The 12,619-nt window shown below is 69.5% G+C and carries 12 protein-coding genes and 1 pseudogene; 10 read left to right on the top strand and 3 right to left on the bottom strand.

The genetic code is table 11. The features are described from left to right. Positions 1-409: 409 nt before the first annotated feature. The 6 genes from AB0L71_RS20425 (at position 410) to AB0L71_RS20400 (ending at position 5,259) form a co-directional block, all read left to right on the top strand. Entirely contained in the window at positions 410-847 is a 438-nt protein-coding gene (locus AB0L71_RS20425) for a DUF3052 domain-containing protein (protein ID WP_365244633.1), read from the top strand. A gap of 204 nt (positions 848-1,051) precedes the next feature. Next, a complete protein-coding gene (locus tag AB0L71_RS20420) occupies positions 1,052-1,510 on the top strand; it encodes a peroxiredoxin (RefSeq protein WP_365244630.1) in 459 nt (152 codons plus the stop codon). 148 nt (positions 1,511-1,658) lie between these two features. Further along, positions 1,659-2,234, top strand: coding sequence for a TerD family protein (locus AB0L71_RS20415; protein WP_365244873.1), 576 nt, complete (start codon positions 1,659-1,661; stop codon positions 2,232-2,234). Between the two features lie 364 nt (positions 2,235-2,598). Next, complete coding sequence (locus tag AB0L71_RS20410; RefSeq protein ID WP_365244627.1) at positions 2,599-3,174, top strand: TerD family protein; 576 nt, start codon at positions 2,599-2,601, stop codon at positions 3,172-3,174. A gap of 65 nt (positions 3,175-3,239) precedes the next feature. Further along, on the top strand, positions 3,240-4,382 hold the full coding sequence (locus AB0L71_RS20405; protein WP_365244624.1) for a DUF475 domain-containing protein: 1,143 nt from the start codon (positions 3,240-3,242) through the stop codon (positions 4,380-4,382). Between the two features lie 142 nt (positions 4,383-4,524). Further along, positions 4,525-5,259, top strand: a complete 735-nt coding sequence (locus AB0L71_RS20400; protein ID WP_365244621.1) for a Tellurium resistance — start codon at positions 4,525-4,527, stop codon at positions 5,257-5,259. A 97-nt stretch (positions 5,260-5,356) separates the two neighbouring features. Here AB0L71_RS20400 and AB0L71_RS20395 read toward each other — a convergent pair whose 3' ends face one another. Beyond that, complete coding sequence (locus AB0L71_RS20395) at positions 5,357-6,256, bottom strand: TerD family protein (protein WP_365244618.1); 900 nt, start codon at positions 6,254-6,256, stop codon at positions 5,357-5,359. A 220-nt stretch (positions 6,257-6,476) separates the two neighbouring features. On the opposite strand from AB0L71_RS20395, the gene AB0L71_RS20390 reads away from it, so the two are divergent. From AB0L71_RS20390 to AB0L71_RS20375, 4 genes and pseudogenes are all read left to right on the top strand, one after another. Further along, positions 6,477-7,640 carry an HpcH/HpaI aldolase/citrate lyase family protein gene (locus AB0L71_RS20390; RefSeq protein WP_365244615.1) on the top strand — a complete coding sequence of 388 codons (1,164 nt, stop codon included), beginning with the start codon at positions 6,477-6,479 and terminating at the stop codon, positions 7,638-7,640. Positions 7,641-7,722: 82 nt separating this feature from the next. Next, positions 7,723-10,308: a phosphoribosyltransferase gene (locus AB0L71_RS20385; protein WP_365244612.1), complete on the top strand. Its 2,586-nt coding sequence runs from the start codon at positions 7,723-7,725 to the stop codon at positions 10,306-10,308. 110 nt (positions 10,309-10,418) lie between these two features. Further along, the gene (locus AB0L71_RS20380; protein WP_365244871.1) at positions 10,419-11,258 is read left to right on the top strand and encodes an HAD family hydrolase; all 840 of its coding nucleotides are present in this window, start codon (positions 10,419-10,421) and stop codon (positions 11,256-11,258) included. Between the two features lie 66 nt (positions 11,259-11,324). Continuing rightward, positions 11,325-11,540, top strand: a pseudogene (locus tag AB0L71_RS20375) (O-methyltransferase); the annotation flags it as partial. Positions 11,541-11,626: 86 nt separating this feature from the next. On the opposite strand, the gene AB0L71_RS20370 reads toward AB0L71_RS20375, so the two are convergent. Together AB0L71_RS20370 and AB0L71_RS20365 are read right to left on the bottom strand one after the other, a co-directional pair. Beyond that, positions 11,627-11,851 carry a zinc ribbon domain-containing protein gene (locus AB0L71_RS20370; protein ID WP_365244609.1) on the bottom strand — a complete coding sequence of 75 codons (225 nt, stop codon included), beginning with the start codon at positions 11,849-11,851 and terminating at the stop codon, positions 11,627-11,629. Between the two features lie 144 nt (positions 11,852-11,995). Continuing rightward, complete coding sequence (locus tag AB0L71_RS20365; RefSeq protein WP_365244606.1) at positions 11,996-12,580, bottom strand: DUF4383 domain-containing protein; 585 nt, start codon at positions 12,578-12,580, stop codon at positions 11,996-11,998. Between the last annotated feature and the right edge of the window lie 39 nt (positions 12,581-12,619).

The raw sequence follows: 12,619 nt of genomic DNA, 5'->3' as shown, positions 1-12,619 counted from the left end.
GGGACGTACACGCGAGTACGCCATCACCATCGTGTACTGCGAGGGCGCAAACGTCATCTCTACTGCGGGGTAACCGCTGTGTTGCGAGACATCGCGTCCGTGGCGCGGGGATGGGCTGTCCCAAACCGCAACCATACGCCCAACCCGTTCAAGCGTTCCCAAAGGACGTTCGACTCCAAATGGCGGACCGAAACGGCATAAGCTGTGGAAGGACGTAAAGGGTGTGGTGGCTGCGGGACCCGCGGGGACCTGCCGACAGCGCGGTGACGTGGCAGGGAACGTCACCGTTCAGGCGGTCTCGGACGCTGGGTACTTGCGCGATCCGCCGCTCCCGTGTGGACTACGGCCAATGCCCCGCGCCCGCGCGCGTGGCTGAAGCACTTTCCGAAACATGATCAGGAGGCAACCCGTGAGCGCGACCGCGGACCACGCGGAGGAGCGGACCGGCCCGGCAGCACGCCTGGGGTTCGAGCCCGGACAGGTGGTCCAGGAGATCGGCTACGACGACGACGTCGAGCAGGAGCTCCGTGAGGGCATTGAGGCCACAATCGGCCAGGATCTCGTCGACGAGGACTACGACGACGTCGCTGACGTCGTCCTGCTGTGGTTCCGCGACGAGGACGGCGACCTTACGGACGCGCTGGTGGATGCCATTGGTCTGATCGAGGACGGCGGCGCGGTCTGGCTGATGACGCCGAAGACCGGCCGTGACGGATACGTCGAACCGAGCGACATCAACGAGGCCGCCCAGACGGCCGGTCTCGCGCAGACCAAGAGCATCAGCGCGGGCAAGGACTGGACGGGCAGCCGTCTGGTCACGCCGAAGGCGGCCCGGGCCAAGCGCTGAACCGCATTCATCAGGCGCGCGCCTTGAAGGCCTCCGACGGCACGTCGGAGGCCTTCTTCGCGCGCGGGACCCGGTCCTCGCGGGGCCGACGCGTTTCCCGCGGGCGGCGCCGCGCGGGCGCCGCTTGGCCCGGTGCCTGCTCTGCGTAGGGTGGGGGTCACCCGGACAGCCCAGCCCGGTGTACGTAGTGAAGGGACGCGTCTCATGGCGATCGAGGTCGGCACCCAGGCCCCGGATTTCGAGCTGAAGGACAACCACGGCCGGACCGTGAAGCTCTCCGACTTCCGTGGCGAGAAGAACGTCGTGCTGCTGTTCTACCCGTTCGCCTTCACCGGCGTCTGCACGGGTGAGCTCTGCGCGCTCCGCGACGAACTGCCGAAGTTCGAGAACGACGACACCCAGCTGCTCGCGGTCTCCAACGACTCCATCCACACCCTGCGGGTCTTCGCCGAGCAGGAGGGCCTCGAATACCCGCTGGTCTCGGACTTCTGGCCGCACGGCGCGACCTCGCGGGCGTACGGCGTCTTCGACGAGGAGAAGGGCTGCGCGGTGCGCGGCACCTTCATCATCGACAAGGAGGGTGTGGTGCGCTGGACCGTCGTCAACGGTCTGCCGGACGCCCGCGACCTCAACGACTACCTCAAGGCGCTCGACACGCTCTGATCCGGAGCCACCGGATCTGCGGGCGTCCCGGCCAAAAGCCTGCTTTGACCGGGAACCGGTCACTAGGATCCAGTCGTTCATCGGATGCCAACGCAACGTGGAGGCGCCGGCGTCAGCCGGCCCCCAAAGAAACCACATGGGAGGACTCGTGGGAGTCAGCCTCAGCAAGGGCGGCAACGTCTCGCTGACCAAGGCCGCACCCAACCTGAGCGCGGTCATCGTCGGTCTGGGCTGGGATGCCCGTACCACCACCGGTGGCGACTTCGACCTGGACGCCAGCGCCCTGCTGACGAACGCCCAGGGCAAGGTCAGCAGCGACGGCAACTTCGTCTTCTTCAACAACCTCAAGAGCCCCGACGGTTCCGTCGAGCACACCGGTGACAACCTCACCGGTGAGGGCGAGGGCGACGACGAGATGATCAAGGTGAACCTTGCCGCCGTCCCGGCCGACGTCGACAAGATCGTCTTCCCGGTCTCGATCTACGAGGCCGAGAGCCGCCAGCAGAGCTTCGGCCAGGTGCGCAACGCGTACATCCGCGTGGTCAACCAGGCCGACAACAGCGAGCTGGCGCGCTACGACCTGAGCGAGGACGCCTCGACGGAGACCGCCATGGTCTTCGGCGAGCTGTACCGCAACGGGAGCGAGTGGAAGTTCCGGGCCATCGGCCAGGGCTACGCCTCGGGGCTGCGCGGCATCGCGCAGGACTTCGGCGTCAACGTCTGAGAAGGCGTGACCTGGCCTTAGTGCCGCAACAGGCAACGTTTGCCCCGTCGCGACGCCCGGCACACCCTCTCGCCGCACCGGCCGAAAGCCCAAGTACGTCCAGTAGGACTTCCGGGCGGCATGCCGAGAGCACGCACCGGACGCCGCTCCTTCACGGGCAAACGTTGCCTGCCGCGGCACTAGCAGTGCGGCCGGGGCATGCCCCAGCAGTACCCGTCCGGCGCCGCACCCCCCGTGCGGCGCCGGACGCGCTCGAAAACCCGTCCGGCGGCCGGAGGGCCGGCCGCCGGACGGGCCGACGGGCTCGACGCCTCAACGGCTCGGCAGCCCGGCAGACAGTTCATCGAATCGGGGAGGACACACCATGGGCGTCACGCTCGCCAAGGGAGGCAATGTCTCCCTCTCCAAGGCCGCACCCAACCTCACCCAGGTACTGGTCGGACTCGGCTGGGACGCACGATCCACCACGGGCGCCGACTTCGATCTCGACGCCAGCGCGCTGCTGTGCCAGTCGGGCCGGGTGCTCGGCGACGAATGGTTCGTGTTTTACAACAACCTCACGAGCCCCGACGGCTCCGTGGAGCACACCGGCGACAACCTCACGGGTGAGGGCGAGGGCGACGACGAGTCGATCATCGTGAATCTCACCCAGGTACCGCCGCACTGCGACAAGATCATTTTTCCGGTCTCGATCCATGAGGCGGACAACCGGGGGCAGACCTTCGGCCAGGTCAGCAATGCGTTCATCCGCGTGGTGAACCAGGCGGACGGCCAGGAGCTCGCCCGTTACGACCTCACCGAGGACGCCTCGACCGAAACCGCGATGATCTTCGGCGAGCTCTATCGGTACAACGGCGAGTGGAAGTTCCGTGCGGTGGGACAGGGGTACGCATCGGGTTTGCGGGGCATCGCTCTAGACTTTGGGGTCAACGTTTCGTAAAACCGCGCACTGCGCGGGGGAGCCCCAACCGGGGGAGACCCGTTACACACACGATGGGGTAGCCAGTGCTTCTGAAAACCTTCGGATGGTCATTCGTGATCACCGCGCTCGGCCTGGTCGCAGCGTTGTTCTACGGGGGGTGGCAGGCCTTCGGAGTGGTGGCGATCCTCTCCATCCTGGAGATCTCGCTGTCCTTCGACAACGCGGTGGTCAACGCCGGAATCCTGAAGAAGATGAATGCCTTCTGGCAGAAGATCTTCCTCACGGTCGGCGTGCTCATCGCGGTCTTCGGTATGCGACTGGTGTTCCCCGTCGTGATCGTGGCCATCACTGCCAAGATCGGCCCGATCGACGCGGTCAATCTTTCCTTCAACGAACCCGACCGCTACCAGGAACTGGTCACGGACGCCCACCCGGCGATCGCCGCCTTCGGTGGCATGTTCCTGTTGATGATCTTCCTCGACTTCATCTTCGAGGAGCGTGACATCCAGTGGCTGCGCTGGATCGAGCGCCCGCTCGCCAAGCTCGGCAAGGTCGACATGCTGTCGGTCTGCATCGCGCTGGTCGTGCTGCTGATCTCGGCCATGACCTTCGCGACCAACGCGCACCAGCACGGCGGCGGCCACGCGGACAAGACGGAGACGGTCCTGCTCGCCGGAGTCGCGGGTCTGATCACCTACCTCATCGTGGGCGGTCTCTCGGGCTTCTTCGAGAACAAGCTGGAGGAGGACGAGGAGCGGGAGCACGAGGCCGAGGAGGAGGCCAAGCGGACCGGCAAGAAGGTTCCGGCGATCGCGCTCGCCGGCAAGGCCGCGTTCTTCATGTTCCTCTACCTGGAAGTGCTCGACGCGTCCTTCTCGTTCGACGGTGTCATCGGCGCCTTCGCCATCACCAACGAGATCGTGCTGATGGCCCTCGGCCTCGGTATCGGTGCCATGTACGTCCGTTCGCTCACGGTCTACCTGGTCCGTCAGGGCACCCTCGACGACTACGTCTACCTGGAGCACGGCGCCCACTACGCCATCGGCGCACTGGCCGTCATCCTCCTCGTCACCATCCAGTACGAGATCAACGAGATCATCACCGGCCTCGTCGGCGTCGTGCTGATCGCCTGGTCCTTCTGGTCCTCGGTCCGGCGCAACAAGGCGCTGGAGGCCGCGGGCGGCGACGACGCCGGTTCCAAGGCGGAAGTCCCGTCCGGGGTGTGACCCGGTAGGTATTGAGGAACGCTCTCAGCGGGGCGGTCCGAACGGCGGCGGTTCTCCGGGAACACCCGGATCCGGCCCGGCGGACGCCCCGCTGTGACGTGTGCGGGGCCGGTGTACGTACCGATACGTGTGGGGGTTGGGGATGGCGTTCTGGGACAGCCTGTGGCCGAGGCGGGAGGCACAGTTCGAGTCGGGCAACGCCGCGACCAACTCGATCATGCTCTCCAAGCGGCGTGCCACGGTCTCACTGACCAAGCAGGGCGCGCTGACCGGCAGTCTGCGGGTCAATCTCTCCTGGCGGATGCGGACGTCCGACATCGAGGGCAGATCGCGGCAGAGTGGGCGGCTGCTGCGGCCCATGCAGCTCTTCCAGCCCGATGTGGTGCAGGCGCACACCCAGGGCATGGTCAACGTGGACCTGGACCTGGGCTGCATGTACGAGCTGACCGACGGCACCAAGGGCGTGGTCCAGCCGTTGGGCAACCTCATCGGCGACCTGAACGGCCCGCCGTACATCCGGCTCAGCGGGGACGACCGCTTCGGGGCGCCGTCGGGCGAGACCGTCTACGTCAACCTCGACCAGCGCGACCAGATCAAGCGGTTGCTGTTCTTCGTCTACATCTACGACCAGACCCCGGCCTTCGACCGCACGCACGCCAAGGTGACGCTCTACCCCGGCAACGGCCCGCGGATCGAGATCGAACTCGACGAGCGGGCCCCGCAGGCCCGCTCCTGCGCGGTGTTCACGCTGGAGAACGTCGCGGGCGACCTCATCGTGCGGCGCGAGGTGAAGTTCGTGTACGGGTTCCAGTCGGAGCTGGACCGGCTGTACGGCTGGGGCCTGCAGTGGGGGCGGGGCTACAAGTCCCGGGCCTGAACGGGCGGTGCCCGGACGGCGGTTCGCAGCCCTCAGGGCCCGTCCTCAGGGCCCTTCCGCAGGGCCCGTCCTCAGGCCCCGTTCTCAGGCCCCGTTCTCAGGTGCGGATGAACTGCGGCCCCTGGGGAGGCAGTACGAAGTTCGGGTCGGGGGCGGGTGCCGCAGCGGCGGCAGGCTGCGGGTAGCCGTAGGCCGGCTGGGCCGCGGGCGGCTGCGGATAGCCGTGTGCGGGCTGGGGAACGGGCTGCGGAGCCGGCTGGATCCCCGCGGGCTGCGGGTAGCCGTACGCGGGCTGCTGGTGGTGCTGGACCGTGACCTGTGCGTCGGGGCCGGGGGCCGGGGAGGGCGGAAACACGGGTGGCGGGGACGCGGGTGGCGGAAACGCGGCAGCCGCCGCCACAGGAGCCGGGCCGGTCACCGGCGAGGGGGCCGGCCCGGGTTCCGCCTCGGCCTCGGCCTCGTCCACGGAGATGCCGAAGGCGGTCGCCAAGCCCACCAGACCGGTCGGGTACCCCTGGCCCACGGCCCGGAATTTCCAGCCATCGCCGCGCCGGTAGAGCTCGCCGCAGATGATGGCGGTCTCCTCGCCCGTCTCGGGCTTCACGTCGAAGACGACGAGCGGGCCCTGGTCCGCCGCTGCCACGTCGTACAGCAGGATCCGCAGATCGCGGACCTGGGCGAAGGTCGCTTCGTCGGAGGACGCGGCGATGACCACCTGCTCGACCGAGGGGTCGAGCGCCATGAGGTCGGCCTCGATGCTGTCCGTGAGCCCCTCGGGCACACTGCGCTTGGGCAGCCGTCGCACCAGGCCGGAGGGGTGGCGGGGCTGGTTGTAGAAGACGAAGTCCTCGTCCGAGCGCACGCGGCCGCCGGCTCCGAGCAGCAGGGCCGAGGCGTCCACATCGGGAACCCCGGCGCCCGGGGTCCAGCGCAGTACGGCCCGCACGGCCGCGGCGCCCAGAGCGACGTTCGAGCCCTTCGTCATCGCGTGCGTCATGCCCGTCATCCTGCCTGCTGGCCGCCTGCGCGGACAACGCGGGGTCGTGACGAATGTCTCGACGGCATGCCGGAACCTCGGCGTCCACAGTGTGTGGACCCGTCGGGAAATGGACGAGTTACCCGGAGTTCATGCACGTGGGGAACTGTTGGCACCCGATCGTACGTACTATTACCGGCCATACAGGTGTCCGCTCGGGCAGGTAGTGAGGGGGAAAGAAATGCGTCATTTCGGGCATGTTGCGCCCGCTGTGCGGAAGAATCTGTTCGTCCAGGAGCCGTGTGAATTCGACGGGGACGCTCCGGCCCGGACACTTTCGGCCGCTCTGGGCGCGACCCTCTACAGCCCCGCCACCAGGCCGAGACTCGCCGACGACGTCGTCAAACAGGCCGGGCGCGGAGTCGTCTCGATGGTGCTGTGCCTGGAGGATTCGATCCACGACTCCGAGGTGGCCGACGCCGAGGAGAACCTGGTGAGGCAGTTCGCCGACCTCGATGCGCGCGGCTGCGAGACACCCCTGCTCTTCATCAGGGTCCGGGAGCCGGGCCAGATCACCGACCTGGTGAACCGCCTCCGTGGCACGGTCCGGCTGTTGTCCGGATTCGTACTCCCGAAGTTCACCGAAGAGCGCGGTGTGCCCTTCATGGAGGCGCTCACCGTGGCCGAAAAGGCATGTGGGCGGCGGCTGTTCGCGATGCCCGTGCTCGAATCGCCCGAACTGCTGCACCTGGAGACCCGCGGGGAAACACTCCGGAAGATCGCGCGCACCGTCGACACGTACCGGGACCGGGTACTCGCACTGCGACTCGGCGTCACCGACTTCTGCTCGGCCTACGGCCTGCGCAGGGCACCTGACATGACGGCCTACGACGTACAGATCGTCGGCGCCGTCATAGCCGACGTGGTCAATGTGCTGGGCCGGGCGAACGGCACCGGCTTCACCATCACCGGCCCGGTGTGGGAGTACTTCCGGCTCCAGGAACGCATGTTCAAACCGCAGCTGCGCCGCAGCCCCTTCCTGGAGGGCCGGGCCGAGGACCTGCGTACGACGCTGATCGAGCACGACCTGGACGGCCTGCTGCGCGAGATCGAGCTCGACCGGGCCAACGGGCTGCTCGGCAAGACCTGCATCCATCCCTCGCACGTCGCACCTGTGCACGCGCTGTCCGTGGTCAGCCACGAGGAGTTCAGCGACGCACAGGACATCCTGCGACCGGAACGCGACGGGGGCGGCGTCCTGCGCTCCGCGTACACGAACAAGATGAACGAAGTGAAACCGCACCGCGCCTGGGCCGAACGGACCCTGCAGCGGGCCGAGGTCTTCGGCGTGGCGAAGGAGGACGTCGGCTTCGTGGATCTGCTGGCCGCGGGAGTCGCCGAGTGAGCGCACCCCACCCAGTGCCGCAACAGGCAACGGCGAGCGGGCCCCGCGGAGCAGACACGCGCCGCGGTACGAGCGTGGGCCGATGAGCGGACGCGCGGCAGGGAAAGAGACGGCGGACGTGGTGTGGTCGGGCGACTGGGTGGCGGAGCGACTGGGTGTCGAGCTCGTCGGCGACGGCGGGCCCGGCGGCGCCGGTGAGCTGAAGGAACTGCTGGGGCTCGCCCTGCGCCGCAACCCGAAGCGGGCCCACCTCCTCGTGTCGAACGTGCTCGGCAAGCATGTCCCGCAGAAGCCCTCCGTGGTCTACGGCGTCGGAGTCGAGCTGGGCCGCCGGGTGCGCGCCCTCCTCGGCGACGCCGAGGCACACCGGGCGGTCGTGCTCGGTTACGCGGAGACCGCCACCGGCCTCGGCCACGCGGTCGCCGACGGGCTCGGCGTGGCGCCGTACCTCCACTCCACACGCCGCCCCGTCGACGGCGTGCACCGGGCAGGAGGATTCGAGGAGTCGCACTCGCACGCGACCTCGCACCTGCTGCTCCCGGAGGACCCGGACCTGCTGGCGGGGCAGCGCGTCCCGGCGGACACCGGGCGGACCGGCCGCGCGGACGGGACCGCCGTCTCCGCCGACGCGCCCCTGGTGCTGGTGGACGACGAGTTCTCCACCGGCAACACCGTCCTCAACACCATCCGCACCCTGCACGACCGCTACCCCCGGAGCCGGTACGTCGTCGTCGCGCTGGTCGACATGCGCTCGCCCGCCGACCACGGACGGCTGGCCGAGTTCGCCGCGGAGATCGGCGCGCGCGTCGACCTGGTGGCGTTGGGCTCGGGCACGGTCACCCTCCCGGAAGGCGTCCTGGAGAAGGGCCAGGCCCTGGTCGCCGCACACGAGGAGACCGGCCCCGCCGCACCGGAGACGGCCGTCGGGTCCCCGCGTCCGGCCGTCACCCGGGTCGACCTCCGGTGGCCCGCCGGCGTACCCGACGGCGGACGGCACGGCTTCACCCCCGCCCACCGGGCCGCCCTGGAGCCTGCCCTCCCGGCCATGGCCCAACGCATCGCCGCGGCACTGGGCGACGCCCGCCGCGTCCTGGTCCTCGGCTTCGAGGAGCTGATGTACGCCCCCCTGCGCCTGGGCACGGCCCTGGAGGACCTCACCGACGCCGAGGTGCGCTACTCGACGACCACCCGTTCCCCCGTCCTCGCCGTGGACGACCCCGGCTACGCGATACGCAGCCGCCTGGTCTTCCCGGCCCATGACGACCCGGCCGACGGGCCCGGCGAACGGTACGCCTACAACGTCGCGGGCGCCGGATTCGACGCCGTGGTCGTGACCGTCGACTCCACCGCCGACACCCCCGAACTCCACGCTCCCGAAGGGCTGCTGGCACAACTGGCGGCCCACACCGCCCACGTCCTGCTCGCGGTCGTCCCCTCGTACGTCCCGTCGGTCCCCTCGACCGCCCGCACCCCGCACGTCCCGCCGAGCCTCCCCTCGCACGTCACCGAACGGCAGGAACTCCCCATGCTGCCCGAACCCCTCCGCGGCCCCGCTTTCTCCTCCTACGCACCGGACGAGGTCGGCTGGCTGCTCCAGGACCTCTCGGACATCGAACTGGAGGCACCCACCGAGGAGCGCGAGGAGGCGATACAGAGCGGCGGAGCGCACTACGCCGAGTCGCTGCCGGTCGAGTACCAGCCCTCCGACGAGTACCAGAGCCTGTTCAAGGCCGCACTGGACCTGTCGGCCGAGCGGGTCGCCCGCGCCGTCGGCACCGTCACCGAGACGGTCCTCGCCGAACGCACCCCGCGCCCCGTACTGGTCTCGCTCGCCAGGGCCGGCACCCCGGTCGGCGTACTCATGCGCCGCTGGGCCCGGCACCGGCACGGAATCGATCTGCCGCACTACGCCGTCTCCATCGTGCGGGGCCGCGGCATCGACGCCAACGCCCTGCGCTGGCTGGCCGACCACCATGATCCGGCGGATGTGGTCTTCGTCGACGGCTGGACGGGCAAGGGGGCGATCACCCGCGAACTGTCCGCCGCGCTCGCCGGTTTCGACGGGTTCGACCCCGACATCGCGGTCCTGGCGGATCCGGGCGGCTGCGTCCGCACCTACGGCACCCGCGAGGACTTCCTCATCCCGTCCGCCTGCCTCAACTCGACCGTGTCCGGGCTGATCTCACGGACCGTCCTGCGCCCCGACCTGGTCGGCCCGCACGACTTCCACGGCGCGAAGTTCTACCGGGAACTCGCGGACGCCGACGTGTCCGGCCACTTCCTCGACACCGTCACGGACCGCTTCGACGAGGTCGTCGACGCCGTCGACGCCGAGACCGCGAAACTGCTCGCGGCCGACCGCGCACCCACCTGGGAGGGCTGGGCCGCGGTGGAACGCATCAGTGAGGAGTACGGCATCCACGATGTGAACCTGGTCAAGCCCGGCGTCGGGGAGACGACCCGGGTACTGCTGCGCCGCGTCCCGTGGAAGATCCTCGCCAAGCGCGGTGCGGGCGCCGACCTCGAACACATCCGCCTGCTGGCCGAGCAGCGCGGCGTACCGGTCGAGGAGATCGATGAACTCCCTTACAGCTGCGTCGGCTTGATCCACCCGAAATACACCAGAGGTGCGACAGGCGCGGACGGCAGGGCGGTGGCATCGCAGTGACCACCCCGGCCGCCCCGACCACCCCGGCCACCACCTCCCCCCGAACCACCCCGACCACACCCGAGAGCCGGGGCACCGCCCCCGGCACCCCGACCGCCCCGGACGGCCCCGTGACCCTGGTCGCCAGCGACCTCGACCGCACCCTGATCTACTCGACGGCAGCGCTCCAGCTCCTCATGCCGGACGCCGCGGCCCCCCGGCTGCTCTGCGTGGAGGTCTACCGCAACAAGCCGCTCTCCTTCATGACCGAGACGGCGGCGACCCTCCTGGACGAACTCGCCCGCACCGCGGTCTTCGTCCCCACGACCACCCGCAGCCGTGAACAGTACGAACGCATCCGATTCCCCGGCCCCGCACCGCGGTTCGCGATCTGTGCCAACGGCGGACACCTCCTGGTGGACGGCGAGTCCGACCCCGACTGGCAGACCCAGGTGTCCCGCAGGCTCGCCGACGAATGCGCGCCGCTCGCCGAGGTCCGCGCCCACCTCCTGGCCGCGGCCGACCCCGCCTGGCTGCTCAAGGAACGGGTGGCCGAGGACCTCTTCGCCTATCTCGTCGTCGAACGCGCGCTGCTGCCCGAGGACTGGGTCGAGGAGCTGGGGGAGTGGGCCGGGACCCGCGGCTGGACGGTCTCCCTCCAGGGCCGCAAGATCTACGCCGTACCGGGCCCGCTCACCAAGAGCGCCGCCATGAAGGAGGTCGCCCGGCGCACCGGCGCCACGCGCACCCTCGCCGCCGGGGACAGCCTCCTGGACGCGGACCTGCTCCTGGCCGCCGACCGCGCCTGGCGCCCGGCCCACGGCGAACTCGCCGACACCGGCTGGAACGCACCCCACGTCGCCGTGACGGCCGCGCGCGGAGTGGCCGCGGGCGAGGAGATCCTGGGGCACTTCCTCCGGGCCTCGGACGAGGGCTCCCTGCGGGGCACGAACCCGGGACGGGCCTGCTGACACGGATCACCGCCGTGTGTCCGTGGGGACCGATCCGCAGGGCCGCGTGTCCGTGGCAGGGACAACTACATCCCGTACGGGGAGGAGCTGGTCCCGCGCATGCGGCAGGGCGGGCTCGTCGTCGCGGACAACGTGCTGTTCCACGGTGGGGTGACCGACCCGCGGGCGACCGGCGGAGCGGCGGCGATCAAGGAGTTCAACGACCACGTGGCCGACGACCCGCGCATGGACAGCGTGCTGCTCACCGTGGCGGACGGCCTGACACTGTCCCGCAGACGGTAGGAGCGAGCGGGCTGCCGGTGCTGTTGGTGTGCGGGCCGCCGTTCTTCACGGCCGCCCGCACCACTCGGTACTCCCGCGGCCCGTTCTCAGCCGCAGCAGCCCCCGCCGCAGCAGCCGCCCCCGCCTCCGCCGGCGCCGGATGCCGGGGCGGTGGACCCGGCCGACGACCCGCCCACGGCCACGGTGGACAGCAGCTTCACGGTGTCGGCGTGCCCGGCGGGGCAGGAGGCCGGATCCGAGGACTGGGCCATCGGGCGGCTGAGTTCGAAGGTGTCTCCGCAGGAGCGGCAGCGGTACTCGTAACGAGGCATGACCCCAGGCTATCCGGCGCCACCCGGCGGGGACACAGGCACGGATACGGACACGGCGGGCGACCCGGGATGCGTGGAGCACGGTTCACGGATCATGGAACGGGCGCGGGCGGCCCGGGATGCGGAGCACGCCGCCGTGACGGGTCACTTGCGTCGGACGACCGGCATCGGCGGCGTCGTAGCCTTCCGGTTCACCAACATCTCCTGCGCGGCCTCCTCGGGGTGGCGGGTGCGCCAGTACGGGTTGTCGTGCGGTAGACCGCCGGTGACCCGCCCGTACATCCCGAAGACCATCAGCATCAGACCCACCACAAAGCTGAACAGCACGTTCTGCAGGTGGAAGGCGAGGAAGTTGTAGGCGGTCCCGAGCAGCGCGAGATTGATGAAGCCACTGAGGATGAACGCGATGCCCAGGATCATGTTGAGCGTCGAGGCGAAGTTGCCGCCGATCACCATGCCGATGAACAGCAGCAGGCCGACGCAGATGGACAGGACGCTGAGGGCGCCATTGGTGTTGAGACCCGCGACGGTCGCCCCGCCCGTGCTGAAGAAGCCGATCTCGTTGATCAGCCCCAGGATCCCGAAGGCCAGCAGCACGAGCCCCATCAGTCCCGCTCCGACACGGTAGACACGGTTGAGCCGGAAGTCGACCGGCAGATGTTTGTCGAGCCGGGTGACTGTGCGACGGGGGCTCCGCCGTCCGGCGGTGGGCGCTGCATGGGTGGCCATGGCGGTCTCCTTCGGCGTACTACCAGGATCCGCCCACGC

The sequence above is a fragment of the Streptomyces sp. NPDC052052 genome, from assembly GCF_040680455.1.
In the GTDB taxonomy this organism is placed as follows: domain Bacteria; phylum Actinomycetota; class Actinomycetes; order Streptomycetales; family Streptomycetaceae; genus Streptomyces.
This window is presented reverse-complemented; position numbering and strand designations above follow the sequence as displayed.